The organism is Scleromatobacter humisilvae (assembly GCF_023231945.1).
GTDB lineage: Bacteria > Pseudomonadota > Gammaproteobacteria > Burkholderiales > Burkholderiaceae_C > Scleromatobacter > Scleromatobacter humisilvae.
Map to the genome: position 1 here is coordinate 13,082 of NZ_JAJLJH010000011.1, position 23,807 is coordinate 36,888.

The 23,807-nt window shown below is 69.6% G+C and carries 27 protein-coding genes and 1 tRNA gene; 11 read left to right on the forward strand and 17 right to left on the reverse strand.

All coding sequences use genetic code 11. From position 1 onward, the window contains the following. Positions 1 to 19: 19 nt before the first annotated feature. From mutY to mutM, 3 genes are all read right to left on the reverse strand, one after another. Positions 20 to 1,252, reverse strand: coding sequence for an A/G-specific adenine glycosylase (gene mutY, locus LPC04_RS24635; protein WP_275684969.1), 1,233 nt, complete (start codon positions 1,250 to 1,252; stop codon positions 20 to 22). Positions 1,253 to 1,294: 42 nt separating this feature from the next. After that, positions 1,295 to 3,280 (reverse strand): dynamin family protein, encoded by a 1,986-nt coding sequence (locus LPC04_RS24640; protein ID WP_275684970.1) that lies wholly within the window; start codon positions 3,278 to 3,280, stop codon positions 1,295 to 1,297. A 262-nt stretch (positions 3,281 to 3,542) separates the two neighbouring features. Beyond that, on the reverse strand, positions 3,543 to 4,424 hold the full coding sequence (gene mutM / locus LPC04_RS24645; RefSeq protein WP_275684971.1) for a bifunctional DNA-formamidopyrimidine glycosylase/DNA-(apurinic or apyrimidinic site) lyase: 882 nt from the start codon (positions 4,422 to 4,424) through the stop codon (positions 3,543 to 3,545). A gap of 60 nt (positions 4,425 to 4,484) precedes the next feature. On the opposite strand from mutM, the gene LPC04_RS24650 reads away from it, so the two are divergent. The 6 genes from LPC04_RS24650 to LPC04_RS24675 all read left to right on the forward strand — a co-directional run bounded on the left by LPC04_RS24650 (position 4,485) and on the right by LPC04_RS24675 (position 9,910). Beyond that, a complete protein-coding gene (locus tag LPC04_RS24650) occupies positions 4,485 to 6,446 on the forward strand; it encodes a tetratricopeptide repeat protein (protein WP_275684972.1) in 1,962 nt (653 codons plus the stop codon). Next, complete coding sequence (locus LPC04_RS24655) at positions 6,443 to 7,033, forward strand: lipoprotein insertase outer membrane protein LolB (RefSeq protein ID WP_275684973.1); 591 nt, start codon at positions 6,443 to 6,445, stop codon at positions 7,031 to 7,033. The genes LPC04_RS24650 and LPC04_RS24655 overlap by 4 nt, the downstream gene beginning before the upstream one ends. Before the next feature lie 2 nt (positions 7,034 to 7,035). Beyond that, positions 7,036 to 7,908, forward strand: coding sequence for a 4-(cytidine 5'-diphospho)-2-C-methyl-D-erythritol kinase (gene ispE, locus LPC04_RS24660; RefSeq protein ID WP_275684974.1), 873 nt, complete (start codon positions 7,036 to 7,038; stop codon positions 7,906 to 7,908). 41 nt (positions 7,909 to 7,949) lie between these two features. Next, positions 7,950 to 8,026 (forward strand) — tRNA-Gln (locus LPC04_RS24665). 104 nt (positions 8,027 to 8,130) lie between these two features. Further along, on the forward strand, positions 8,131 to 9,093 hold the full coding sequence (locus LPC04_RS24670) for a ribose-phosphate pyrophosphokinase (protein ID WP_275684975.1): 963 nt from the start codon (positions 8,131 to 8,133) through the stop codon (positions 9,091 to 9,093). A gap of 106 nt (positions 9,094 to 9,199) precedes the next feature. Beyond that, the gene (locus LPC04_RS24675; RefSeq protein WP_275684976.1) at positions 9,200 to 9,910 is read left to right on the forward strand and encodes a 50S ribosomal protein L25/general stress protein Ctc; all 711 of its coding nucleotides are present in this window, start codon (positions 9,200 to 9,202) and stop codon (positions 9,908 to 9,910) included. A 79-nt stretch (positions 9,911 to 9,989) separates the two neighbouring features. Here the strand turns inward: LPC04_RS24675 and LPC04_RS24680 are convergent, their stop codons facing one another. Both LPC04_RS24680 and LPC04_RS24685 read right to left on the reverse strand, forming a co-directional pair. Continuing rightward, positions 9,990 to 10,829, reverse strand: a complete 840-nt coding sequence (locus LPC04_RS24680; RefSeq protein ID WP_275684977.1) for a sterol desaturase family protein — start codon at positions 10,827 to 10,829, stop codon at positions 9,990 to 9,992. Positions 10,830 to 10,842: 13 nt separating this feature from the next. Further along, complete coding sequence (locus tag LPC04_RS24685; RefSeq protein ID WP_275684978.1) at positions 10,843 to 11,571, reverse strand: PEP-CTERM sorting domain-containing protein; 729 nt, start codon at positions 11,569 to 11,571, stop codon at positions 10,843 to 10,845. A gap of 118 nt (positions 11,572 to 11,689) precedes the next feature. On the opposite strand from LPC04_RS24685, the gene LPC04_RS24690 reads away from it, so the two are divergent. Then, complete coding sequence (locus LPC04_RS24690; protein WP_275684979.1) at positions 11,690 to 11,995, forward strand: hypothetical protein; 306 nt, start codon at positions 11,690 to 11,692, stop codon at positions 11,993 to 11,995. Here the strand turns inward: LPC04_RS24690 and asd are convergent. Further along, entirely contained in the window at positions 11,983 to 12,828 is an 846-nt protein-coding gene (asd, locus tag LPC04_RS24695; RefSeq protein ID WP_275684980.1) for an archaetidylserine decarboxylase, read from the reverse strand. The genes LPC04_RS24690 and asd overlap by 13 nt on opposite strands. A 66-nt stretch (positions 12,829 to 12,894) precedes the next feature. Beyond that, positions 12,895 to 14,010, reverse strand: coding sequence for an alanine dehydrogenase (gene ald / locus LPC04_RS24700; RefSeq protein WP_275684981.1), 1,116 nt, complete (start codon positions 14,008 to 14,010; stop codon positions 12,895 to 12,897). A 102-nt stretch (positions 14,011 to 14,112) separates the two neighbouring features. Between ald and LPC04_RS24705 the strand changes: the two genes are divergently transcribed. The 4 genes from LPC04_RS24705 to LPC04_RS24720 are packed head-to-tail and all read left to right on the forward strand — an operon-like array spanning position 14,113 to position 17,368. Next, a complete protein-coding gene (locus LPC04_RS24705) occupies positions 14,113 to 15,066 on the forward strand; it encodes a LysR family transcriptional regulator ArgP (RefSeq protein WP_275684982.1) in 954 nt (317 codons plus the stop codon). 10 nt (positions 15,067 to 15,076) lie between these two features. Then, positions 15,077 to 16,048 carry a GNAT family N-acetyltransferase gene (locus LPC04_RS24710; protein WP_275684983.1) on the forward strand — a complete coding sequence of 324 codons (972 nt, stop codon included), beginning with the start codon at positions 15,077 to 15,079 and terminating at the stop codon, positions 16,046 to 16,048. Positions 16,049 to 16,055: 7 nt separating this feature from the next. Beyond that, positions 16,056 to 16,772: an aminoacyl-tRNA hydrolase gene (gene pth / locus LPC04_RS24715; protein WP_275684984.1), complete on the forward strand. Its 717-nt coding sequence runs from the start codon at positions 16,056 to 16,058 to the stop codon at positions 16,770 to 16,772. Further along, a complete protein-coding gene (locus LPC04_RS24720; RefSeq protein WP_275684985.1) occupies positions 16,769 to 17,368 on the forward strand; it encodes a hypothetical protein in 600 nt (199 codons plus the stop codon). Before pth ends, LPC04_RS24720 begins: the two co-directional genes overlap by 4 nt. Before the next feature lie 22 nt (positions 17,369 to 17,390). Here the strand turns inward: LPC04_RS24720 and LPC04_RS24725 are convergent, their stop codons facing one another. From LPC04_RS24725 to LPC04_RS24770, 10 genes are all read right to left on the reverse strand, one after another. After that, entirely contained in the window at positions 17,391 to 17,663 is a 273-nt protein-coding gene (locus LPC04_RS24725) for a YfhL family 4Fe-4S dicluster ferredoxin (RefSeq protein ID WP_275684986.1), read from the reverse strand. Positions 17,664 to 17,667: 4 nt separating this feature from the next. After that, complete coding sequence (gene coaD / locus LPC04_RS24730) at positions 17,668 to 18,168, reverse strand: pantetheine-phosphate adenylyltransferase (RefSeq protein ID WP_275684987.1); 501 nt, start codon at positions 18,166 to 18,168, stop codon at positions 17,668 to 17,670. A 105-nt stretch (positions 18,169 to 18,273) separates the two neighbouring features. Then, positions 18,274 to 18,936 carry a 16S rRNA (guanine(966)-N(2))-methyltransferase RsmD gene (gene rsmD / locus LPC04_RS24735; protein WP_420854771.1) on the reverse strand — a complete coding sequence of 221 codons (663 nt, stop codon included), beginning with the start codon at positions 18,934 to 18,936 and terminating at the stop codon, positions 18,274 to 18,276. A gap of 205 nt (positions 18,937 to 19,141) precedes the next feature. Next, positions 19,142 to 19,921 (reverse strand): imidazole glycerol phosphate synthase subunit HisF, encoded by a 780-nt coding sequence (hisF, locus tag LPC04_RS24740; protein ID WP_275684989.1) that lies wholly within the window; start codon positions 19,919 to 19,921, stop codon positions 19,142 to 19,144. 47 nt (positions 19,922 to 19,968) lie between these two features. Continuing rightward, entirely contained in the window at positions 19,969 to 20,712 is a 744-nt protein-coding gene (hisA, locus tag LPC04_RS24745) for a 1-(5-phosphoribosyl)-5-[(5-phosphoribosylamino)methylideneamino]imidazole-4-carboxamide isomerase (RefSeq protein WP_275684990.1), read from the reverse strand. A gap of 12 nt (positions 20,713 to 20,724) precedes the next feature. Further along, positions 20,725 to 21,372 carry an imidazole glycerol phosphate synthase subunit HisH gene (gene hisH, locus LPC04_RS24750; RefSeq protein ID WP_275684991.1) on the reverse strand — a complete coding sequence of 216 codons (648 nt, stop codon included), beginning with the start codon at positions 21,370 to 21,372 and terminating at the stop codon, positions 20,725 to 20,727. Further along, complete coding sequence (gene hisB, locus LPC04_RS24755; protein ID WP_275684992.1) at positions 21,369 to 21,965, reverse strand: imidazoleglycerol-phosphate dehydratase HisB; 597 nt, start codon at positions 21,963 to 21,965, stop codon at positions 21,369 to 21,371. Before hisB ends, hisH begins: the two co-directional genes overlap by 4 nt. Then, complete coding sequence (gene hisC, locus LPC04_RS24760) at positions 21,962 to 23,050, reverse strand: histidinol-phosphate transaminase (RefSeq protein ID WP_275684993.1); 1,089 nt, start codon at positions 23,048 to 23,050, stop codon at positions 21,962 to 21,964. The genes hisB and hisC overlap by 4 nt, the downstream gene beginning before the upstream one ends. Then, positions 23,047 to 23,532: a PIN domain-containing protein gene (locus LPC04_RS24765; RefSeq protein ID WP_275684994.1), complete on the reverse strand. Its 486-nt coding sequence runs from the start codon at positions 23,530 to 23,532 to the stop codon at positions 23,047 to 23,049. The genes hisC and LPC04_RS24765 overlap by 4 nt, the downstream gene beginning before the upstream one ends. After that, on the reverse strand, positions 23,504 to 23,749 hold the full coding sequence (locus LPC04_RS24770; protein WP_275684995.1) for a CopG family transcriptional regulator: 246 nt from the start codon (positions 23,747 to 23,749) through the stop codon (positions 23,504 to 23,506). The genes LPC04_RS24765 and LPC04_RS24770 overlap by 29 nt, the downstream gene beginning before the upstream one ends. Positions 23,750 to 23,807: the final 58 nt, after the last annotated feature.

Consider the following 23,807-nt stretch of genomic DNA (forward strand, 5'->3'; position numbering starts at 1 on the left):
CTGCGATTGTTCGGGGCGCCTACAACGCCGCGTCCAGCAGCTTGCGGATCGGCGACGGGATGCCCACGCCGTCCAGGTCGGCGCGCGCGAACCAGCGGCCTTCGCCGACCGTGGGCGCCACGCTGGCCTCGTCGTCCGGTTCCTCGACGTCGCCGTGCACGTCCGCCTCGCCCGGCTCGTCGACGGCCCCGGCGTTGACCGCGACGAGCCGGTCGATCTCGCGCTGCAGCGCGTCCGACACCGCGCCGTGCCACTGCAGCTTCAGCGGCTGCAGCATCCAGTCGAAATGCGTCAGCACGTGCTTGAACGGCGCCATCCATTCGAGCGTGCCGGGCCAGGGCGCGACCGCGCGCTCCAGCGCGACGGCCGTGTCGAACTCGGGCAGCGACCACAGCTGCGCCCACACGCCCGAGTCGGCGCGCCGGACCAGCCAGACGCGCTCCTTGTGCTGCAGCCACAGCAGCACGCTCGCGCGCTTGCCGCGCTTCAGCTTGCGCGTCTTGACGGGAAACCGCTCGGGCGCGCCCGACGCGCGGCCCTGGCACGTCGCGTGCGCGGGGCAGGCGTCGCACGCCGGCCGGCGGATCGTGCAGACGGTGGCGCCGAGATCCATCAGGCCCTGCGTGTAGGTGGCCATCGCGGCGTGCAGCGGCTCGCCCGCAGGCGCGTCGGGCAGCAGGTCGGTGGCGACGGCCCACAGCGCCTTCTCGGACGCCGAGCTTGCGATGTCGCTTTCGTAGGCGAGCGCGCGCGTGAGCACGCGCTTGACGTTGCCATCGAGGATCGCGACGCGCTCGCCGAAGCAGAACGCCGCGATCGCCGCGGCCGTCGACCGGCCGATGCCGGGCAGCTCGGCGAGCCCTTCGGCGCTGCGCGGAAACTCGCCGCCGTGCTCGTCGACGACCGCCTGCGCGCAGCGATGCAGGTTGCGGGCTCGCGCGTAGTAGCCGAGGCCGCTCCACAGCGCGAGCACGTCTTCCGACGGCGCGGCCGCGAGCGCGGCGACCGTCGGAAAACGCTGCAGGAAGCGTTCGTAGTAGCCCAGCACCGTCGTCACCTGCGTCTGCTGCAGCATGATCTCGGACAGCCAGACGCGGTAGGGATCTCGCGTCAGCTGCCACGGCAGTCCGGCGCGGCCGTGCGAACGTTGCCAGGCGATGACGCGCTCGGCGAACGGCAGCGCGTTCCACTCGGGCGACTGCTCGCGGGCAATGAAGGGTGGCCGAACCGTGTCGGCGGAAAAGAGATCCATGCCGAATCATGCCTTGCCGGAGCAAGGCGGCCGATCAGGCCGTCAGGCCGTGGCGGTCGTCGCGTCGAACGGGATCTCGATGTGCTCCGACTCGATGCCCGTCGGGCCGCGGCGCGCGATGACGGCGAGCGTCTCGCAGCGCAGCGCGACGTCGGTGATCAGCGCCTCGATGCGCGCGGACTGCGCCTCGACGTCGGTCACGCGTTCCTCCAGGTCGCCGGCGGCCTGCTGGATGCGCTCCAGCGATTCGCGGCGCTTGCGGAAGCTGCGCCGGCGATCGCGCAGCTGCGCCTCCATCTGCGCGCTGGCGGCCTGGTGCCACAGCTCGATGTCGCGCGCGGCCGTCTCGAAGACGACGCGCAGCTTCGAGACCAGCATGCGCACGAAGCGCTCCTTGAACGCCGAGGACGCCATGCGCAGCGTCTCGCTCAGGCCGAAATAGCGGTTGTAGCCGCGCTCGATGGCGGCGAGATCCTCGCGATGCTGCGCCAGCTCGGGCGGCAGCGCGATCGACAGCGAGAAGCCGAATTCGGCATTGAGCTGGCGGAACGTGCCCTGCAGCATCTCGCGCGCCTCGGAGGTGGTGACCTCGGAATCCGAAAGCGCGTGGCGCAGCTTGTCGCACATGCCCAGGAAGGCCTGGCGCGCACCGAGGTGCAGCCAGCCGGAATTGAGCGCGGCCTGCAGTTCCTTGACCTCGGCGCGGATGCGCTCGGAAGACAGCTGGTTCTGCGTGTCGCGCAGCAGGCGCGATTGCACCGCGCGCAACGCCGTCAGGCGCGCGACGCAGCGCTCGAATTCGGCGGCGTCTTCCTGCACGCGATCGAGCAGGTGGCGCACGCGCGCGCCGCTCTTGCCGCGCAGGCCGCGCAGCTCGAGCAGTTGTTCGGAGTTCTGCCGGCGCTGGTCGCGCAGGCGCGCGTTGACCTGCGCGCGCAGCTGCTCGACGCCCTGCACCAGCGCGTGCGTCAGCACCTGCTGCCGCGCGGGCAGCAGCTCGTTGGTGAGCGCGGCCTCGAGTTCGGGCAGGCGGCTCTTCTCGAGGTCGGCCTGGTTGTTGTTCAGGCGCGCGTGCAGCGCGGTGCGGGCCGAGACCGGGAACACGCGGTCGCGCGGCATCTGCAGCGTCTGCGCGGTGACCTCGCACTGCTTCTGGATCAGCGCCTCGTTCTGCGCGTCGGTGAGCAGCGGATCGGCCAGCATGTCGACCTTGTTGAGCACGACGAAGCAGGCCATCGACTGGCCGCCCAGGTGCTCGTTCCAGACCGACAGGTCGGACTTGGTGACGCCCGCATCGGCGCCCAGCAGGAACAGCGCGGCGTGCGCGCCGGGCAGCAGGCCCAGCGTCAGCTCCGGCTCGGTGCCGATCGCGTTCAGGCCCGGCGTGTCGAGCACCACCAGCCCGCGCGCGAGCAGCGGGTGGGGATAGTTGATCATCGCGTGGCGCCACGCCGGCACCTCGACGAGGCCTTCCTCGTCCAGCGGCGGGTTGTCTTCCGGGTCGGTGTCCGACCACAGGCCCAGCTCGCGGGCGACGTCGGGCGGCACCTTGCGCGTGTGGGTGACCTCCGACAACGACGCCGACAGCGCCTCCGGGTTCGACGGATCGAGCGGCACGCGCTTCCAGCCGTCGCGCGTGGCGCGCAGCTCGGTCAGCGACTGGCCTTCGCGGCGGGTGTCGATCGGCAGCAGATCCAGCATCGGCGGATCCTTGTCGTCCCACGCGAGCTCCACCGGGCACATCGTGGTGCGGCCGGGCGAGGCGGGCAGGATGCGGCGGCCGGTGTCGGCGAAGAAGATCGCGTTGATCAGCTCGGACTTGCCGCGCGAGAACTCGGCGACGAAGGCGACGACCAGCTTGTCGGCCAGCAGGCGCTGGCGCAGCGACTCGGAAATCTCGGCCGACGGGGCCGACAGCAGGTCGTTGCTGGTGAAGAACTTGGTCAGGCTGGCCAGCTCGCGCGCCAGCGACTGGCGCCACTGGGCCAGCGCGTCGAGACCAGGTACCAACGATTGATCTTTTGTCATGCCCAAGCTCTTTATTCGTCGCTATGGTCGGCGCCAAGGATGGCGGTTTCTGGTGCCTATATTGACCAGTTGACAGAGGATCGTAGCGCGATTGCCCAGGGGCCAATCGCCAGATAACCCGGTCAAATGCGAAGTATGTCGCATCGCAGACCCGTCCGGTGTCGAGCTGAAGCATGCCTACTGTCGAGCTTGAAACCTCCGGATACATTCTCGGCAAATACTCACGCCTTTCGAATATCTGCGCCCGGCGGCGGCAATATCCCTAGCGCTTTTGGCAAACCCCGCAGAAAAACGTCGCGCGCTGGCCCTGGACGATACGGCGCACCGCCGTGCCGCAGGTATTGCAGGGCTGGCCGGCGCGACCGTAGACCTGGGCGCTGTCCTGGTAGTGGCCGGCGGCGCCGTTGGCGCTGAAGTCGCGCAGCGTCGAGCCGCCGGCCTCGATCGCGTGCCGCAGCACCCGGCGCACCGCGGACAGCAGGCGCGCCGCGCGCGGCCGGCTGATCTTGTTGGACGGCGTGCGCGGGTCGATGCGCGCCAGGTGCAGCGCCTCGCACGCGTAGATGTTGCCGGCGCCCACCACCAGCTCGCCCGACAGCAGCGCCGCCTTCACGGGCGTGCGCCGCGCCTGCAGACCGGCATGGAAGCCGGCCTCGTCCAGCGCCGGATCGAATGGCTCGGGGCCCAGCGTCGACAACAGCTTGCGCGCCGGCTCGGCCTCCAGCGATGGCGACCAGACGACGGCGCCGAAACGCCGCGGGTCGATCAGCCAGAGGTCGCCGCGGTCGGTCACGAGGCGGAAATGCTCGTGCGGCGCACGTTCGGACGGCGCCTCGCCGAGCGACAGCGCGCCCGACATGCCGAGGTGGATCAGCAAGCCGCCGGCATCCGCGGGCGTCGGCGACGAGGTCCGCGGCAGGCCCGGCAGATGCTCGGCCGACGCATCCGCCGCGCGCGACAAGGGCAGCCACAGGTACTTGCCGCGCCGCGACATCTCGCCGCAGACGGTGCCCGCGAGCGCGCCCGGATCGCGGCCCAGCGGCCAGCGCAGCGGCAGGCCCATCCGGACGTCGAGCACCCGCGCATCCAGCAATCCGCCCGCAACGCTGCGGCGCGTAACTTCGACCTCTGGCAACTCGGGCATGGTGTTTTCTCGGGGCCTAGAATGGACTGATATGGAGCGGCGATGCGGCAAAGACAAGGCTTGAAGCGAATCACCCGGGCACTGGCGGGTCTCGGCCTGGCGCTGCTCGTGCCCGTCGGTGCCGGGGCCCAGCAGAACAACGCCGCCCTGCCGCCCGCCGGACCGGCGTCCGTGCCCACCGTCGCCCTGCCGCCGCCGCCCGCCGTCGACAACTCCTATCTCGACGGCCGCCTGTTGTACCAGTTGTTGCAAGCAGAGTTCGCGCTGCGCGAGGGCGAGGCGGGTGACGCCGTCGAGCTGATGCTGCAGGCCGCGCGCCAGAACAAGGACGACGCGCTCTATCGGCGCGCGCTGCAGATCGCGATGGAGGCGGGCGCGGGCGACAAGGCGCTGAGCATCACGCGCAGCTGGCGCCAGACGATGCCCAAGTCGACCGAGGCGCTGCGCACCGAGATCCAGCTGCTGATCGCGTTCGACCGCGTCCCCGACACCGCCGAGCCGCTGAAGCAGCTGCTGTCGCTGAGCACGCCGGCCGAACGCGCGGCGCTGATCTCCAGCCTGCCGCGCGCGCAGCAGCGCGCCAAGGACAAGGCCGCCGCCGCGGAGCAGTTCCGCGAGCTGCTGCAGCCGTACATGGACGTGCCCGACACCCGCACCGCCGCGCGCGTGGCCCTTGGCCGCATCCGCCTGAACCAGGGCCAGCCGGTCTTCGCGCTGGACCTGGCGGCGCAGGCGCAGGAACAGGATCCGAAGTCGCTGCAGCCGGTGCTGCTGGCCCTCGACGTGATGAACGCCGCGAGCGACGGTTCCCAGGCCCGCGCCCCGGCGGACGCGGCCAGCGCACCGGCAGCGCCCGCCAAGGGCTCGGCGTCGTCGACCGAACTGATCGCCAAGGCCGAGGTGATCGTGCGGCGCTACCTGGCGCAGCCCGACACCGAGCCCGTGGTGCGCCAGGCCTACGCCAGCGTGCTGGCGACGCAGCAACGCCTTACTGACGCCGCCGAGCAGCTGCGCCTGGCCGTCAAGGACAAGCCGAAGCAGGCCCAGCTGTGGCTCGCCCTCGGCGAGATCGACCTCGAGCTGCACGATCCGGTCAGCGCCGACTCGGACCTCAAGCAGGCCCTCGCGCTGGTGACGGCCCAGGCCACGGAGGAAGCCGCCGCACGGAAGGCAGCCGGCGCCGCCGACATCGTGGTCACCGACGACGACGACAGCCCCACCGCCACGCCAGCCGATGCGGATGCCGCGAATCCGGTGCGTCTCGCGCACGTGCAGTTGCTGCTGGCCCGCGCCGCGGAACAGCGCCACGACGACGCCGCGGCCGCCAAGTGGCTGGCCCAGGTCGATGCCAAGGAGGCCGACCTGCAGGTCGTCTCGCTGCGCGCCGGCCTGCTGGCGCGCCAGGGCAAGCTGGCCGAGGCGCTGAAGCTGATCCGCAGTGCCAACGCCACCACGCCGGCCGAACAGCGCTACAAGCTGCTCACCGAGGTGCAGCTACTGCTCGACGAGAAGAAGCTGACGGAAGCGCGCGAGGTCCTGAACAAGGCCAACGCGGAGAATCCCGACGACGTCGATCTCGTCTACCAGGAGGCGATGGTCGACGAGCGCCTGAATCGGCTCGACGAGATGGAGAAGCTGCTGCGCCGCATCCTCGTGCTGCAGCCCGACAACTCGCAGGCGCTGAACGCGCTCGGCTACTCGCTGGCCGACCGCAACCTGCGGCTGGACGAGGCGCTGACGATGGTCAAGCAGGCGCACGAGCTGTCGCCTGCCGACCCGTTCATCGTCGACAGCCTCGGCTGGGTCGAGTACCGCATGGGCCACTTCGACGCCGCCGCCACGCTGCTCGCGCAGGCCTATTCGTCGCGCAAGGACACCGAGATCGCCGCCCACCTCGGCGAGGCGCTGTGGGCCGACGGCAAGCACGACGAGGCGGCGCGCGTGCTGCGCGACGCGCACAAGCTCGACGCAAGCAACGAGGTGCTCAAGCAGACGATGAGCCGGTTGAAGGTCGCTCCGTGAAGTTGCCGTTTGCGAGCGCCGGCGCGCTGGCGCTCACGCTGCTGTTGCAGGCGTGCGCCACCCATCCGCCTCCGCTGCCGGGCCACGTCTATGCGGGCCGGCTCGCGGTCCGCACCGACGCGGCGCCCGGCCTGCCGGCGCGGTCGATGAGCGGCCAGTTCGAGTTGAGCGGCAATGCGTCCAGCGGCCAGCTGATCCTCACCAGCCCGATCGGCACGACCGTCGCGCGGGCGCGCTGGTCGGATCCGGCCGGAGCGCAGGGCGCGCCGTCGACGATCGAGCTCGAGGCCGACGGCACCACGACGCACTACGCGACGCTGGAAGAGATGGTGCAGCGCGCGATCGGCGACCAGTTGCCGCTGCCGGCGATGTTCGACTGGCTCGCCGGCCATCCGTGGCCCGATGCGCCGGCGCAGCGCGCGGCCGACGGCGGCTCGTTCGACCAGCTCGGCTGGCACGTCGACCTGTCGCAGCTCGCCGACAACCGGCTGATCGACGCGCAGCGCCCGCTGCCCGCGCCGACGCTGCACGTGCGCGTCAAGCTCGACGCGGCCGAACCCGCGGCGTCCGCCGCATCCGCTGCCTGACCATGGCCGTCAAAGCCTTCTACGACCTGCCGGCCCCGGCCAAGCTGAACCTGTTCCTGCACATCACCGGGCGGCGCGCCGACGGCTACCACCTGCTGCAGTCCGTCTTCGTGCTGATCGACTGGGCCGACACGCTGCACGTCGAGCGCCGCGACGACGGCCTGCTGCGCCGGCACGACCTGGGCCCGGCGCTGCCCGCCGACGACCTGAGCCTGCGCGCCGCGCGCGCGCTGCAGCAGGCCAGCGGCTGCACGTTCGGGGCCGACATCTCGGTGCTGAAGAACGTGCCCTGGGGCGCCGGCATGGGCGGCGGCAGCTCCGACGCCGCCACCGTGCTGCTGGCGCTCAACCGGCTGTGGAACCTGAACCTGCCGCGCGCGCGGCTGCTGGAACTGGCCACGCCGCTGGGCGCCGACGTGCCCTTCTTCGTCGGCGGCGACAACGCGTTTGTCGAGGGCATCGGCGAGAAGCTGACGCCCATCGAGTGGCCGCCGCGCCGCTACGCCGTGGTGAAGCCCGCAGAAAGCCTGGGAACCGCAGGCATCTTTTCTCATCCGGACTTGGCACGCGACACGGAGCCTGCTACACTAGCGGGCTCTGTTGCACAGTTGAATGCGCAGCACGAAGACGGTAAGGCGTTCGGTCGGAACGACCTCCAGCCGGTGGCCCAGGCCTTGTGCCCGCCCATCGCGCAGGTGGCACACTGGCTGGAAACGCGGTTCGGCAACAGCCGGATGACCGGCTCGGGCAGCGCGGTGTTCGCAACGGTCGGCGCCGAAGGCGTTTCGTGGTCGGAGGGCGAGTTGCCCGTCGGCTGGAACGGCCGGATGTGCTGCAGTTTGGCTCATCACCCATTGCGGGGCTGGGCAGACTGAGAGAGAGTTCGAGGGTTCGGCTTCACGGCTGGATCCTGTGTAGGGGAGTCGCCAAGTTGGTTAAGGCATCGGATTTTGATTCCGACATGCGAAGGTTCGAATCCTTCTTCCCCTGCCAAATGTCCCTGCCCGGCGTCACCGGATGACGCCGCGGTTCTAGAAGCTGGTCGCAAGGGCCGGCACCCGGTCTCGCTGCGCACCCGTCCTCACGGAGTCTCCGACGTGCTGTTCAACACGGTCCTGTTCACAGGCAACGCGAATCCTGTGCTCGCGCAGGAAATCGCCACTCAACTCGGTTCGGAGCTGGGCAAGGCCAAGGTCGGCCGCTTCTCCGACGGTGAGTGCGACGTCGAGATCCACCAGAACGTCCGCGCCCGCGACGTCTTCGTCGTCCAGTCCACCGGGGCGCCGACGAACGAGAACGTGATGGAGCTGCTGATCATGGTCGATGCGTTGAAGCGCGCCAGCGCGCGCCGCATCACCGCCGTGATCCCCTACTTCGGCTACGCCCGCCAGGATCGCCGCTCGCGCTCCACGCGCGTGCCCATCTCGGCCAAGGTCGTCGCCAACCTGCTGCAGACCGTCGGCGTCGAGCGCCTGCTCACGATGGACTTGCACGCCGACCAGATCCAGGGCTTCTTCGACATCCCCGTGGACAACATCTACGCGTCGCCGGTGCTGCTGACCGACGTGAAGTCGAAGAACTACCAGGATCTCGTGGTCGTCTCGCCGGACGTCGGCGGCGTCGTGCGCGCCCGCGCGCTGGCCAAGCAGCTCGGCTGCGACCTGGCCATCATCGACAAGCGCCGCCCGAAGGCCAACGTCTCCGAGGTGATGCACGTCATCGGCGACATCGACGGCCGCAACTGCGTGATCATGGACGACATGATCGACACCGCCGGCACGCTCGTGAAGGCCGCCGAGGTGCTGAAGGATCGCGGCGCCAAGAGCGTCTACGCGTATTGCACGCACCCTGTCTTCTCCGGCCCGGCCGTCGAACGCATCAAGAATTCGGCGCTCGACGAGGTCGTCATCACCAACACGCTGCCGTTGTCCGACGCCGGCAAGGCCTGCAAGAAGATCCGCCAGTTGTCGGTGGCCTTCCTGTTCGCCGAGACCATCCGCCGCATTTCCGACGGCGAATCGGTCACCTCCCTCTTTGCGGAACAGAACAACAACTTCTGATCCGCATTTCCCGATCCTTCGGCCGTCCGCCCACGAGCGGAGAAGCGGTGGCTGGATCGTCTTTACCGGGCGCCTGGTCGCGGGGCCCAACCAAATGGAGTTTCACATGAAGTTCACCGCCTATGAGCGCAGCCTGCAGGGGACCGGAGCGAGCCGCCGCCTGCGTCTGTCCGGCAAGGTTCCCGGCATCGTCTACGGCGCCGGCGAGCCGCAAATGATCGAACTCGATCACAACGCTCTCTACTTCGCGCTGAAGAAGGAAGCCTTCCACTCGTCCGTCCTCGAGATGGAACTGGGTGGCAAGACCGCGCAGGTCCTGCTGCGCGACTTCCAGATGCACGCGTACAAGCAGATCGTCCAGCACATCGACTTCCAGCGCGTCGACGCCAACACGCGTCTGCGCAAGAAGGTGCCGCTGCACTTCGAAGGCGAAGAGAACTCGCCGGCCGTCAAGACCGACAACTGCGTCGTCAACCACGTCGCCACCATCGTCGAAGTGGAATGCCTGGCCACCGCGCTGCCGGAATTCATCGCCGTCGACCTGAGCGGCCTGGTCAAGGGCAAGTCGCTGCACGTGTCCGACCTGAAGTTCCCGGCCGGCATCAAGGCCGTGCGCCACGGCACGCAGAACCCGGTCGTCGTCTCGGTCGCCGAGCCGAAGGTCAACGCTGAAGACGCCGCCGCCGAAGCCGCTGCCGCGGAAGCCGCTGCTGCTGCCGCCGCCGCCGCGCCCAAGGGCAAGGGCGGCAAGGCCGCTCCGGCCAAGCCCGCTGCCGGCGCCGCCGCCGCCCCGGCCGCCGCTGCCAAGAAGAAGTGATCTCGCGCGGCGACGGCCGCGCCGAGGTTTCTCTGGAGAGCCCCGCTTCGGCGGGGCTTTTTCGTTTCCGGTCGGCCCGTCAACGCGGCGGTGCGCGGAACGGGCTCAGCAACTGTCCGGCCAGCGTCGGCGGCAGCGGGTCGGCCGCGCCGTAGACGCTCGGCAGCCGATCCCGCGGCAGGTGCCACGTGCCGAAGACGCGATCGAGCACGGGCAGCAGCGACGCGAAGTTGCAGTCCCGCGGCACGCCGGCCTCGTGGTGATGGTGCCAGTGATGGAACGCCGGCGACGTCACGACGTGCTCCAGCGGCCCCAGTCGCACGCGCACGTTCGCGTGGACGAAGAAGGCCCAGACCGTCGTCAGCGTCAGGTAGAGCGCGGCCACCGTCTCCATGTCGCGCAGCCCGGGCTGGCGCAGGCCGAACACCAGCAGCGGCACCAGCGGCACCACGCGCGCCACCATCAGGTCGACGGGGTGCGCGCGCGTGTTGACGAGCCAGTCCAGCTCGGTCGGACTGTGGTGGATGCGGTGGAAGCGCCACAGCCAGGGCAGCGCGTGCGACGCCCGGTGCGCCCAGTAGTAGGCCGCATCGCCGATCACGATCAGCAGCGCGACGCGCAGCGCCAGCGGCAATTGCGCGACGGCCGCCATGAAACGCGCCGGCACCCAGCCGCTGACGACCCAGCTGACGGCCACCGTCGCCGCGGCGACGACGAACGCCGGCACGATGCCGCTCAGGAAGTAGTAGGCGAGGTCGACGCCGAGATCGGACCGCAGGAAGCGCTGCGACCGGACCGGCCGCAGCCGTTCGAGGACGCCGAACAGCAAGGCCATCGCCGCCAGCCAGCCGACGAGGCCCAGCACGCGCTGCGGGAGCGTCGCCGCGAGCGCCGCCCATTGCTGCAGCAGCACGCCCACCCCGGCGCGCGCGTCAGCGCGGGCGACGCAGGCGCGCGACGGCCAGCGCGCCGCCCAGCGCCGCCAGCAGCATCGCCCAGCTCGAAGGTTCCGGCACCGTGGACGTCACCGTCACGTCCTTCAGCACCACGCCGTCGAGATTGAGCATCTCGGGCACCGAGCCCGGCAGGTACTGCGCGAGGAAGGTGAGTGCCTGCGACGTCGAGCTCGCCGTGAAGCTCATCGTGCTCTGCACCCACGTGCCGCTGAAGTCGTCGGCGTTGGGCGTGGTCTGCTGGCCCGTCGCCGTCTGGCCGCCGAAGCTGACCTGCCAGTCCTGCAGGAAGCCGTGGCCGTCGTGGTTGGACATCGACCAGAACGACAGCGAATAGGTGTCGCCCACGGTCAGGCCCGAGATGGTCTGCATGACGCCCTGCACGTTGACGCGAGGCAGGAAGGCATCGAGATCCTGCACGCCGAGGTAGCTGCCGCCGTCGGCGCTGGCCTGGCCCTGGAACGAGACCCAGTATTCGGCGGTCGAACCCGTGTTCAGGAAGGTCCAGCCCGTGAGCTGCGCCGAGGGGTCGCCGGCGGCGTGATCGCCACCCTGCCCCGAGGGGTTGCCGCTGGCGTCGACGAAATCCATCGAGCCGTTGACCACCAGGTTGCCGGGCGTCGAGTTGGCGACCTGCGCGAACGCCGGCGAGGCGCTGCCCAAGCCGGCCACCGCGGCCAGGACGATCAGCTTTTGTTGGAGGTTCATGCTGCACCCTCACGTTGTAGGTCGTGCGGCCACAGTAGTGAGGCGACTGGCGGCGGCCAATCCCTAGAGTCCGGACGTCCCCCGGTCGCTAAACTTTCGCTTCTCGACAGGAGTCCGCATGTCCGCGATCGCCAAGCTCAAAGCCTCCGCCCAACTGCTCGCCGCCGCGCTGGTCGCGCTCGCGGGCGCCGCCGTGGCGGCCACCGCCGTGGGGCATGCGATCGACCCGGAGCACATCGGCCTGTGGAGCGGCCCGGAGGCGTTCTTCTTCGGCATCGTGCGCGGGGCCACCGTGCACGGCGCGCACCAGTTGCCGGCCAGCACGCTCTACATCGTCGCCGTGATGGTCGTCGGCATCTGCGGCTTCGTCGTGCGCGAGCTGCTTGGCTTCGCGCGCGCGGGGCTGGCGCGTCAGGCGCGGTAGTTGGCCATCTCTTCGCCGAGGCGCACGCTGCGCGCCGGGGCCCACGCCGGGTTGAAGGCGATGTCGTCCTTCGGGAAGGTCATGATCACCGTCGACCCGAGCAGGAAGCGGCCCATTTCCTCGCCCTGCTTCAGCACGACGGTCTGGTCGTCGTAGCGCCACTCGCGGATCCTGCCGGGCCGCTTCGCGTTGACGACGCCGTGCCACACCGTCTGCATGCTGCCGACGATGGTGGCGCCCACCAGCACGAGCGACCACGGGCCGCGCGGGCCCTCGAACATGCACACGACGCGCTCGTTGCGCGCCCACAGCCCCGGCACGCCCTGCGCGGTGACCGGATTGACCGAGAACAGCGTGCCCGGCACGTGGATCATGCGCGTCAGGCGCCCGTCGCACGGCATGTGGATGCGGTGGTAGTCCTTCGGGCTGAGGTAGATCGTCGCGAAGCTGCCGTCGATGAACGGCGCGGCGAGCGACTCGTCGCCGCCCAGCAGCGCCTGCGTCGTGTACTCGTGGCCCTTGGCCTGGAAGATCGTGTGCTTGTCGATGCGGCCGAACTGGCTGATCGCGCCGTCGACCGGGCAGACCAGGTCGGCGTGGGCGATCGGCCGCATTCCCGGCTTGAGCGCGCGGGTGAAGAACTCGTTGAAGGACTTGTACGCCGCCGGGTCGGACTCGACCGCCTCGCTCATGTCGACCTTGTAGTCGCGAATGAAGTTGCGGATCAGCCGCGTCGTGTACGCGCCCCACTCGGTGCGCGCCATGAAGCCGGCGTAGGCGGTGAGAAGGCGCTTCGGGTAGAAGTACTGCGGCAGGACGGCGAGACTGGGCATATCCGGTCGATTTTATCTGGCGGCATTCGAAGGACTCGAATGCCGCCAGCAACCGGCTCGCCCGCCTCAGTTCAGCAGGGCGTCCGCCGGCGTGTAGTCGTAGCCCAGGCCCTTCGCCACGGCCTCGAACGTCACCTTGCCGTGCGCCACGTTCAGGCCGGCCTTCAGGTGCGGATTGCCGCGCATCGCGGCCTGCCAGCCGAGGTCGGCCAGCGCGAGGCCCGGCCCGATGGTCGCGTTGTTGAGGGCGAAGGTCGACGTGCGCGCGACGGCGCCGGGCATGTTGGCGACGCAGTAGTGCACGACGCCGTCGACCACGTAGGTGGGCTCGGCGTGCGTGGTGGCGTGCGAGGTCTCGAAGCAGCCGCCCTGGTCGATCGCCACGTCGACGACGACCGCGCCCTTGCGCATGCGCGAGATCATGTCGCGCGTGACGAGCTTGGGCGCCGCCGCGCCGGGGATCAGCACGCCGCCGACGACGAGGTCCGCCGCGAGCACCGACTCTTCCACCGAGTGCGCGTTCGAATAAAGCGTCGTGATGCGGTTGCCGAACACGAGGTCCAGCTGGCGCAGGCGGTCGACGTTCTTGTCCAGCACGGTCACGCGCGCGCCCGCGCCCACCGCGCACTGCAGCGCGTGCGTGCCCACCACGCCCGCGCCGAGGATCACGACGTGCCCCGGCGCCACGCCCGGCACGCCACCGAGCAGCACGCCCATCCCGCCCTTGCTCTTCTCGAGGTGCGCGGCGCCGGCCTGGATGGACATGCGCCCCGCCACCTCGCTCATCGGCGCGAGCAGCGGCAGGCCGCCGTTGGCGCCGGTGATGGTCTCGTAGGCCACGCAGACCGCGCCCGACTTCACCAGCGCGGCCGTCTGCTCCGGATCCGGCGCCAGGTGCAGGTAGGTGTAGAGCAACTGGCCCGGGCGCAGCATCGCGCACTCCTGCGGCTGCGGCTCCTTGACCTTGACGATCATGTCGGCGGCCGCGAAGACCTCCGGCGCGGTGTCGACCAGCGTCGCGCCGGCGGCCTTGTACTGCGCGTCGTCGAGGCCGATCGCCGAGCCGGCGCCGGCCTGCACCATCACGGAGTGGCCGTGCGCGACGAACTCGCGCACGCTCGCGGGGGTCAGGCCGACGCGGTATTCGTGATTCTTGATTTCCTTCGGAACGCCGATCTTCATGGGAGGTCTCCGTGGTTGGTCTTGTGGACGAATCCAGCGTAGGCCGAGCCCGGGAAAGTGTGAAGCTGCATCGCAAATACTGCGATTACAGTAGCGCTACTTATGAACAACCTGCTCGACCCCGCCGCGCTCGAGTCGCTCGCCGCGCTGGCCGAGGCCGGCAGCTTCGAGCGCGCGGCGCAGTTGCTGTCGATCACGCAGTCGGCGGTGTCGCAGCGGCTGCGCGCGTTGGAGACACAGGTCGGGCAGCTGCTGGTGGTGCGTTCGCGTCCGCTGCGGATGACGGAGCCCGGCAAGGTGCTGTTGCGATATGCGCGCCAGCTCCAGGCCCTGCGCGCCGACGCCGCCCGCGAGCTGGGCGCGACGCAGACGCGCGAGGAGCGCCTGCCGATCGCGATCAACGCCGACAGCCTCGCCACCTGGGTGCTGGGCGCGCTCGACGCGCTGGTGCACGCCGGCCAGCGCGAGGGCTACGGACTGGAGCTGATCGTCGACGACCAGGACTTCACGCACGACCGCCTGCGCGAAGGCGAGGTGCTGGGCTGCGTGTCGACCGTGTCGATGGCCTTGCGCGGCTGCACCTGCCAGCCGCTGGGCCACATGCGCTACATCGCCGTCGCCAGTCCCGCGTTCGTGGCCGGGGCCATGCCCACGGGCCTCAACGAGGCCAACTTCGCGCGCCTGCCGTTCATCGTGTTCAACCGCAAGGACGACATGCAGGCGCAGTGGGTCGCGCGCGCGATGGGCGTGCGCGACCCGAGGCTGAAGGAGCGCTTCGTGCCGTCCAGCGAGGCCGGCGCGCGCGCCGCCGTGATGGGCTGGGGCGTCGCGGTCATTCCGGAGCTGCTGGCGCGGCCGCATCTCGACGCCGGCACGCTGGTGGCGATCCGGCCCGAGGTGACGATCGATGTCGCGCTGTACTGGCATCAATGGAAGCTGGGCAGCGGCATCGACGCCCCGGCCGACGACGGCGCCGCCAACGCCCGGCCCGGCCTGATGGAACAGATCGGCCAGGCGCTGATCGCCGGCGCGCGTGCCGCGCTGTTGCAACCATGAAAATCACGACATGCTGATCCTCGAGACCGACCGACTGCGCCTGCGCTGGTTCACCGGCACCGACACCGACGCCGACTTCCTGCGCGGCCTGCTCAACGACCCCGGCTGGCTCGCCAACATCGGCGAACGCAACGTGCGCACGCGGCGCCAGGCGCGCAACTGGATCGCGATGCGCCACACGGCCACCTACGGGCGGCTGGGATTCGGCTTCTGGGCCGTCGAGCGCAAGTCCGACGGCGCGCTGATGGGCATGTGCGGCCTGATCAAGCGCGACACGCTGCTGGAGGCCGACGTCGGCTACGCGCTGATGCCCGCGTTCCGCGGCCACGGCTACGCACGCGAGGCCGCCGCGGCCTGCTTGCGCTACGCGCAGGACGTGCTGGGCATGGCCGAGGTGTGGGGCATCACCGGCCCCGCCAATGCCGCGTCGGCCACCGTGCTGCAGCAGATCGGGCTGCACGACGGCGGCATCACGCGCCTGGTCGGCGAGGAGCGCGAGACCTGGATCTTCAAGTCGCCGCGCGTCGAGCAAGGCGACGACCAGGCGCAGATCGACGCGCTGACACGCCGCTTCCTCGCCGCGTTCACCAACCGCGACGGCGTCATCCCGACGCTGCCCGCGCTGCCGCACTACTTCATGCTGGACGCCACGGTCCGCGTGGCCGACGCGCTCGGCACGATCACGACGACCGACCTCCACGGCTTCATCGCGCCGCGCGCCGAGCTGCTGGTCGGCGGCCGCCTGAAGGACTTCGAGGAGCACGAGACCGAGTCGCGCACGGAGATCCGCGGCGGCATCGCGCAACGCTGGCTGCGCTACGCCAAACGCGGCAGGCTGGATGGCGTCGCGTTCGACGGCGCCGGCACCAAGTCGCTGCAGTTCGTGCGCACGACGCGCGGCTGGAAGATTGCGTCGCTCGTGTGGACGGACGACCTGCCCTATGCACCGGCTCGGCGCGACAGCGGCGGCGCGCACGGATAATCGCGCCATGATTCGATTGATCGTCGGCCTCGGCAACCCCGGGGCGGAATACGAGGACACGCGCCACAACGCCGGTTTCTGGTGGGTGGACGGCGCGGTGCGCCAGCTCAAGGGCGCGCTCGTGCACGACCCGAAGTACCACGGCTTCGTCGCGCGCGTGAACCGGCCCGAGGGCCCGGTGTGGCTGCAGCAGCCGCTGACCTACATGAACCTCTCGGGCAAGGCCGTCGCGCCGCTCGCGCGCTTCTTCAAGATCCTGCCCGACGAGATCCTGGTGGTGCACGACGAACTCGACATCCCGCCTGGCCAGATGAAGCTCAAGAAGGGTGGCGGCAACGGCGGCCACAACGGGCTGAAGGACATCCAGGCCCAGCTCGGCACCGGCGATTTCTGGCGCCTGCGCCTGGGCATCGGCCATCCCGGCGACCGCAACGAGGTCGCGGCCTACGTGCTGCGCAAGCCGCCAAGCGCCGAACGGGCACTTATCGAGGCGAATGTCGACGACAGCCTGAAAGCCCTCGACATGCTGCTGGCGGGCGACATGGACAAGGCCATGATGAAGATCCACGCCAAGCCACCGCGCCCGAAGCCTCCCCGCCCACCGCAGCTGAATCCGCTGCTGCAAGGGCTGATGAACAAGGTGCCGGCGGCCACGCCGTCGCCGTCCCACCCTGCGAGCCCTGCGGGGCCGGCCGCGGCCGGCACGCAGGAGCCCCCCGAGTGATCCATCCGACCCGACTTTCCACCTTCTGTCCAACCCCGGCCGCGCCCGCTCGCCCGGCTGCGCGCGACGCGCGCACGCGCGGCCGGCGCGCGCTCGCGGTCGCGACCTGCGCTGCGGTGCTGCAGGCCGCCGGCCTGAACGCCACCGCCGCGCAGGCGCGCAAGCCGCGAGCGCCCAAGGCCGCGTCCACGCCGTCCACGGCGCAGATCCTCGCGCCGTCGGCCGCCACCGTGCCCGACGCCCTGTCGCCGGACAAGCTGATCTACCGCTGCGGCAACACCTATTCGTCGCAGGCCTGTGCGAACGCGAAGCGTGTAGACGTCGCGGACGAGCGCTCGGACGCGCAGCGGCGTCAGTCGGAAGAACTCACCGCGCGCGACAAGCGCCTGGCCGCGTGGCTGGAGGCCCAGCGACACGAGCGCGAGGCCGCGGCATCGGCCGCGTCCGCGACCAGGACGACGCGCGTCGCCAAGGCGAGCAAGGAATGCGGCGCCAAGAGCAAGGAGTCCTGCCCGGCCGGCGAGCCGGTCACGCGCCAGACGCGAACCATCGCCGTCCTCGCGCCGCCGAGCCCCGTCGCGGGCAAGTCAAGATAGCCGTGTCAGCCCGGCAACGCCGTCAGGGCGTCGGCGGCCGGGGCGCGTCCAGGCCCAGCAGCTTGCGGTACTTGGACATCAGCTCGTCCCGCGTCTCGACGTGCGCCGGATTGATCGGGATGCACTCGACGGGGCACACCTGCACGCACTGCGGCGCGTCGAAATGGCCGACGCACTCGGTGCACTTGTCCGGCGCGATGACGTAGTACTCCTCGCCCATCGAGATCGCCTCGTTGGGGCATTCGGGTTCGCAGACGTCGCAGTTGATGCACTCGTCCGTGATCATCAGGGCCATGGCGCTACTCGGTCTCGCGCTGGGAAATGCGCTCTTTCAGCTTCGACAGCACCAAGGGTGCCACGAACTTGGAGACATCACCGCCGAGGACGGCAATCTCGCGCACGAAGGTGCCGCTGATGAACTGGTATTGGTCGGACGGCGTCAGGAACAGCGTCTCGACATCGGGCATCAGCTGGCGGTTCATGCCCGCCATCTGGAACTCGTACTCGAAGTCGCTGACCGCGCGCAGGCCGCGCACCACCACCTTGCCGCCGTTCTCCACGACGAAGTCGCGCAGCAGGCCGCGGAAAGCCACCACCTCGACGTTCTTGTAGGGCTCGGCCAGTTCCTTGGCGATCTCCAGGCGCTCGGCGATGGAGAACATCGTGCGCTTGTGGTGCCCCGCGGCGACGGCCAGGATCAGGCGCGGGAACAGCGCGCTCGCGCGGCGCATCAGGTCCTGGTGACCGAGGGTCATCGGGTCGAAGGTTCCGGGGTAGACGGCGGTCAGGAGCTTGGACATGAAGGGCCTTGCTGGCGCGGCCGCGGCCGCGTTGTCTCGTTCTGGAATCGTCGCCTCGATCATTCCACAGTCGAGGTGTTCGCGGGTTAGGCGAAGTTGCGTAGGTCAGCGCTTGCGGATCAGGTGGGCATGCACCGCGCCGGCGCGCGCATGCCGGTAGAGCTCGAGGCCCCGCTCGGACAGCGACGCCGCCTCGAACGGCGCCGACGCCTCGAGGTAGATCCAGCCCTGCGGCACGACGCAATGGACCGATGCGGCCAGCGCCGCTTCGAAGACGTTGGCGTCGAACGGCGGGTCGAGGAAGACCAGGTCGAACTGCGCCGGCGCGCGCTTCATCCAGGCCATCGCGTCGGCCTGCGTGATGGTCACGGCGGCCGCGCCGAGCCGGGTCTTGCTGGCGGCCAGCCCGGCGACCAGCTTCGTCTCGCGCTCCAGCATCTGCACCGTCGTCGCGCCGCGCGACGCCGCCTCGAAGCCCAGCACGCCGGTGCCGGCGAAGGCGTCGAGCACGCTCCAGCCGCTCAGGTCCTGGCCCAGCCAGTTGAACAGCGTCTCGCGCACGCGGTCGGGCGTAGGGCGCAGGCCGGGCAGGTCGGGCACGGGCAGCAGGCTGCGGCGCCACTGGCCGCCGATGATGCGGATCTCGTGCGCCGCGTGCACCGCGGCGCGGCGCTCGCGCTTCTGCGCCAGCTTCTGCGCGGGCGTGAGCTCCACGGGCGGTGCCGCAGCGGCGGTGCGCGCGGCACGGGCGGCACGGGTGTTGCGCACGGGAGCGGCATCGTCGTCCCAGGGATCGGGCGCGCGGGGAGTCTTCTTCACGGGAGCTTTCGTCGAATCAGGTGCAATTGTCGCAGGGGCGGCTTCTTGCTGCCGGCGAGCCGAAGCCAGAGGGGTCTGGCCCCTCCTCACTTCGCGCCGGGATGTCGACCGCAGCGCTGCAGCAGTCGCGAAGGGAGGTCGGCGCCGCGCCTGCCTACAGCCGGACCGGGATCCCGCGCGCGGCCATCAGCGCCTTCGCCTCGCCCACCGTGTGCTCGCCGTAGTGGAAGATGCTGGCGGCCAGCACCGCGTCGGCACCGCCTCGCTGCACGCCGTCGGCCAGGTGATCCAGCGTGCCGACGCCGCCGGAGGCGATCACCGGCACGGAGACGGCGTCGGCCACGGCGCGCGTCAGCTCTAGGTCGAAGCCCGAGCGCGTGCCGTCGCGATCCATGCTGGTGAGCAGGATCTCGCCGGCACCGCGCGCCACCATCTCGCGCGCCCAGGCGATGGCATCGAGTCCGGTGTTCTTGCGGCCGCCGTGCGTGTAGACGTCCCAGCCGGGGCCACGCGCGACGGCGTCCTCGGCGCTGCGGCGCTTGGCATCGATCGCCACGACGATGCACTGCGCGCCATACCGGTCCGACGAGTCGCTGATGACCTGCGGGTTGGCGACGGCCGCCGAATTGAAGCTGACCTTGTCGGCGCCGGCGTTGAGCAGTCGCCGCACGTCCGAGACCTCGCGGACACCACCGCCCACCGTCAGCGGGATGAACACCTGCGAGGCCACCGCCTCGATGATGGGCAGGATCAGCCCGCGTGCGTCGCTGGTGGCGGTGATGTCGAGGAAGGTGAGCTCGTCGGCGCCCTGCTCGTTGTAGCGCGCGGCGATCTCCACCGGATCGCCGGCGTCGCGCAGTTCGACGAAGTTGACGCCCTTGACGACGCGACCGCCGGTCACGTCGAGGCACGGAATGATTCGTTTGGCGAGCATGGATTCGGGCGCAGTCGCCCGCCTGAAAAATGACCAACCAGCGAGGATCAGCCGGCGAGCAGTTCGTCGGCGCGCGTCTGTGCCTTGGTGAAGTCGAGCGCGCCGGTGTAGATCGAGCGGCCGCAGATCACGCCCTCGATGCCCTCGTCCTCGACGGCGCACAGCTTCTCGATGTCTGCGATGCCGGCGAGGCCTCCGGAGGCGAACACCGGGATCGTGAGCGCCTGCGCGAGCTTGACGGTCGACTCGATGTTGACGCCGGTGAGCATGCCGTCGCGGCCGATGTCGGTGTAGATCACGCCCTCGACGCCGTAGTCCTGGAACTTCAGCGCGAGGTCGACCACCTCGTGGCCGGTGAGCTTGCTCCAGCCGTCGGTGGCGACCTTGCCGTCCTTGGCGTCGAGGCCGACGATGATGTGGCCGCCGAACGCGGTGCAGGCGTCCTTCAGGAAGCCCGGGCTCTTGACCGCGGCCGTTCCGATGATGATGTAGCTCAGGCCGTCGTCGAGGTAGCGCTCGATGGTGTCGAGGTCGCGGATGCCGCCGCCCAGCTGGATCGGGATCTCGTTGCCGATCTCCTTGATGATCGCCTTGACCGCCGACTCGTTGACCGGCTTGCCCGCGAAGGCGCCGTTCAGGTCGACGAGATGCAGGCGTCGCGCGCCGGCATCGAGCCATCGTCGCGCCATCGCGGCGGGGTCGTCTCCGAAGCTCGTGGAGACCGACATGTCACCTTGTTCGAGTCGAACGCAGTGACCGTCCTTGAGATCGATCGCGGGAATCAGCAGCATGGCTCGGGCCCGTCAGGGCATCCAGTGCAGGAAGTTGCGGTAGAGCGCCAGACCGAGGTCGGCGCTTTTCTCGGGGTGGAACTGGGTCGCGAAAATATTATCCCGCGTCACCGCCGAGGTAAAGCGTTCGCCGTATTCGGTGGTGCCGGCGCTGTGGCGGACCTCCGACGGCGCCGCGTGGAAGCTGTGCACGAAGTAGAACCAGCTCTCGTCCGGGATGCCGCCCCACAGCGGATGCGCGAACTCCTGGCGCACGCGGTTCCAGCCCATCTGGGGCACCTTGAAGCGGCTGCCGTCGTCCTGCAGGCGGCCGTCGAGCCGGAAGCGCTTGACGGTGCCGGGGATCAGACCCAGGCCCGGCGTGTCCTGCTCCTCGCTGTGATCGAGCAGCATCTGCATGCCCACGCACACGCCCAGCATCGGCTTGCGGGCGGCGGCGTCGAGCACCGCCTCCAGCATGCCGGAGTCGCGCAGCTCGCGCATGCAGTCGCGGATCGCGCCCTGGCCCGGCAGGACGATGCGGTCGGCCTTGAACACCTGATCGGCCCGTTGCGTGATGACGACCTCGACGCCGCTGCCCTCGGCCGCCTTGATCACGGCCTGCGACACGGACTTCAGGTTGCCCATGCCGTAGTCGACGACCGCCACCGTGGAAGTCACAGGCTGCCCTTCGTCGACGGAATGACGCCCAGCGAGCGCGGATCCAGCGTCATGGCCATGCGCAGCGCGCGCCCGAACGCCTTGAAGATCGTCTCGGCCTGGTGGTGCGCGTTGTGGCCCTTCAGGTTGTCGATGTGCAGCGACACGCCGGCGTGGTTCGAGAAACCCTGGAAGAACTCGAACGTGAGCTGGGTGTCGAACGCGCCGATCATGCCGGACTTGAAATCGACGTCCATGAACAGGCCCGGGCGGCCGGAGAAATCGATCACGACGCGCGACAACGCCTCGTCGAGCGGCACATACGCGTGGCCGTATCGCGTCAGGCCCTTCTTGTCGCCGACCGCTTGCGCCACCGCCTGGCCCAGCGTGATGCCGACGTCCTCGACGGTGTGGTGGCCGTCGATGTGCAGGTCGCCGACGGCGTGGATGTCGAGGTCGATCAGGCCGTGGCGGGCGATCTGGTCCAGCATGTGGTCGAAGAAGCCGATGCCGGTCTCGAGCTTCGAGACGCCGGTGCCGTCGAGATTGACGCTCACGCGGATCTGCGTTTCCTTGGTGTCGCGCTGGACGGTGGCGGTGCGTTGCGTGGTCATGACGTCAGTTCTTCGAGGGCGCCGCGCAGCGCGGCCAGGGTCTGCGGGTTCTCTTCGGGCGTGCCGATCGTGATGCGGATGCAGTTGGCCAGCAGCGGATGCAGCCCCGACACGTTCTTGATCAGCACCCCGCGCGCGCGCATGCCCTCGAACACGCGCTTCGCGTCGGGCACGCGCGCGAGGATCATGTTGGCTTCGCTGGGGAACGCACGCACGCCGGGCAGCTTCGCGATCTCGCCGTGGAGCTTCTCACGTTCGGCGCGGATCGTCGCGGCCTGTTTCGCATATTCATCGACGTGTTCGAGCGCGAACAGCGCCGCCTCGCAATTGAGCACGCTGACGTTGAACGGCGGGCGCAGCTTGTCGATCTCGGCGATCAGCGGCTGGCGCCCCATCATGTAGCCGATGCGCACGCCGGCCAGGCCGAACTTGCTCATCGTGCGCATCAGCACGACATGCTCGTGGCGCCTCAACCGGTCCAGCGAATCGCGCGCGGCGAACGGCTGGTAGGCCTCGTCGATCACCACCAGGCCGGGTGCGGCCTCGATGATGGCGTCGATGACGTCGTCGTCCCACAGGTTGGCGGTCGGGTTGTTCGGGTAGGCGATGTAGAGCAGCGCGGGCTGGTGCTCGCGCACCGCGGCCAGCATCGCCGGGCCGTCGAGCTCGAAGTCCGGCGTCAGCGGCACGCCGACGAACCTCAGGCCCTGCAGCTTCGCGGACATCTCGTACATCACGAAGCCGGGCAGCGGCGCCATCACGACGTTGCCGGGGACATCCGCGGCCAGCGTCAGCAGGCTGATCAGCTCGTCGGAGCCGTTGCCCAGCATGATGTCGCAGCCTTCGGGCATGCGTGCGTGCTTCGCGAGCTCGGCCCGCAGGACGTCTCCGCGCTCGGCCGGGTAGCGGTTCAGCGCGACCTCGGCCAGGCGCTCGCCGAGCGCCTGGCGCAAGGGCGCCGGCAGGCGGAACGGATTCTCCATCGTGTCCACCTTCACGAAGCCGGCGCTGGGCTGGACGGCGTAGCCGTGCATGCCCTGGACGTCGGCGCGAAGGAAGCGGGACATGCGGTCGGACAAGGTCATGGCGATGGCTCTTGAACAGTGAGTACCGGCGAATCGCCGTCAAGGATTTCCGGGCCCACGAGAAACGGATTGACGATCCGCAGCTTGTCGATGATCTGCCCGTGTTGCAGATCCTCGGTCAGCAGGAGCGTGCAGGACTGGTGCTGGGCGGCCGCGACGATCATCGAGTCCCACCAGCTCAGCTTGTAGCGGGCCTCGACGGCCCAGGCCGTCTCGACCGTCTGGTGGTCGATCTGCCAGGGCTTCCAGTGCTGATAACGCCGCACTTCCGCCCGGGCATCGCCCTGCGTGATCCATGCTGCGAGCTTGCCCGTCGCGTTGGCGTAGTACTCGTTGAGCACCTGCGTCGAGAGACGGCCGCAACGGCGCGTCCACAACGCGGTGAGCCACTCGCGGGCGCACTGATGCTTGTCCGGTCGTCGACCGTCGTCCGCGTAGAGCAGGACGTTGGTATCAACGAAAACGATCGAGTCGCTCGGCATAGATCTCGTCACGCGTCATGTATGGGGTGTCGCCAGAGTTGAACAACGGCGGACGATCCAGCCACTCGCGCATCGCGCGTTCGTAGGAATCGTCGTGCCGCATCTTGTCGGCCAGCATCTCGCCGATCAGGCGCGACACGCTGGTGTTGCGACGCGCGGCTTCCATCCGAGCCCAGTCGGCGACCGCGTCGTCCATGGTAACGGTGACGTTCTTCATCGTGGCACTCCGACCGAGCAATCACACGAACTTCGTGTTCCACAATTTTCGTGCGACA

What these genes read in the sequence shown, in the direction of transcription:
- ald (WP_275684981.1), bottom strand. Translation starts at nt 14,010, where the DNA reads ATGAAGATCGGCGTTCCGAAGGAAATCAAGAATCACGAATACCGCGTC.
- LPC04_RS24765 (WP_275684994.1), bottom strand. Translation starts at nt 23,532, where the DNA reads ATGCCGAGCGACTCGATCGTTTTCGTTGATACCAACGTCCTGCTCTAC.
- hisF (WP_275684989.1), bottom strand. Translation starts at nt 19,921, where the DNA reads ATGCTCGCCAAACGAATCATTCCGTGCCTCGACGTGACCGGCGGTCGC.
- mutY (WP_275684969.1), bottom strand. Translation starts at nt 1,252, where the DNA reads ATGGATCTCTTTTCCGCCGACACGGTTCGGCCACCCTTCATTGCCCGC.
- LPC04_RS24770 (WP_275684995.1), bottom strand. Translation starts at nt 23,749, where the DNA reads ATGAAGAACGTCACCGTTACCATGGACGACGCGGTCGCCGACTGGGCT.
- hisC (WP_275684993.1), bottom strand. Translation starts at nt 23,050, where the DNA reads ATGACCTTGTCCGACCGCATGTCCCGCTTCCTTCGCGCCGACGTCCAG.
- LPC04_RS24690 (WP_275684979.1), top strand. Translation starts at nt 11,690, where the DNA reads ATGTCCGCGATCGCCAAGCTCAAAGCCTCCGCCCAACTGCTCGCCGCC.
- LPC04_RS24705 (WP_275684982.1), top strand. Translation starts at nt 14,113, where the DNA reads ATGAACAACCTGCTCGACCCCGCCGCGCTCGAGTCGCTCGCCGCGCTG.
- coaD (WP_275684987.1), bottom strand. Translation starts at nt 18,168, where the DNA reads ATGTCCAAGCTCCTGACCGCCGTCTACCCCGGAACCTTCGACCCGATG.
- LPC04_RS24725 (WP_275684986.1), bottom strand. Translation starts at nt 17,663, where the DNA reads ATGGCCCTGATGATCACGGACGAGTGCATCAACTGCGACGTCTGCGAA.
- hisB (WP_275684992.1), bottom strand. Translation starts at nt 21,965, where the DNA reads ATGACCACGCAACGCACCGCCACCGTCCAGCGCGACACCAAGGAAACG.
- LPC04_RS24640 (WP_275684970.1), bottom strand. Translation starts at nt 3,280, where the DNA reads ATGACAAAAGATCAATCGTTGGTACCTGGTCTCGACGCGCTGGCCCAG.
- LPC04_RS24685 (WP_275684978.1), bottom strand. Translation starts at nt 11,571, where the DNA reads ATGAACCTCCAACAAAAGCTGATCGTCCTGGCCGCGGTGGCCGGCTTG.
- asd (WP_275684980.1), bottom strand. Translation starts at nt 12,828, where the DNA reads ATGCCCAGTCTCGCCGTCCTGCCGCAGTACTTCTACCCGAAGCGCCTT.
- hisA (WP_275684990.1), bottom strand. Translation starts at nt 20,712, where the DNA reads ATGCTGCTGATTCCCGCGATCGATCTCAAGGACGGTCACTGCGTTCGA.
- LPC04_RS24675 (WP_275684976.1), top strand. Translation starts at nt 9,200, where the DNA reads ATGAAGTTCACCGCCTATGAGCGCAGCCTGCAGGGGACCGGAGCGAGC.
- pth (WP_275684984.1), top strand. Translation starts at nt 16,056, where the DNA reads ATGATTCGATTGATCGTCGGCCTCGGCAACCCCGGGGCGGAATACGAG.
- LPC04_RS24710 (WP_275684983.1), top strand. Translation starts at nt 15,077, where the DNA reads ATGCTGATCCTCGAGACCGACCGACTGCGCCTGCGCTGGTTCACCGGC.
- ispE (WP_275684974.1), top strand. Translation starts at nt 7,036, where the DNA reads ATGGCCGTCAAAGCCTTCTACGACCTGCCGGCCCCGGCCAAGCTGAAC.
- mutM (WP_275684971.1), bottom strand. Translation starts at nt 4,424, where the DNA reads ATGCCCGAGTTGCCAGAGGTCGAAGTTACGCGCCGCAGCGTTGCGGGC.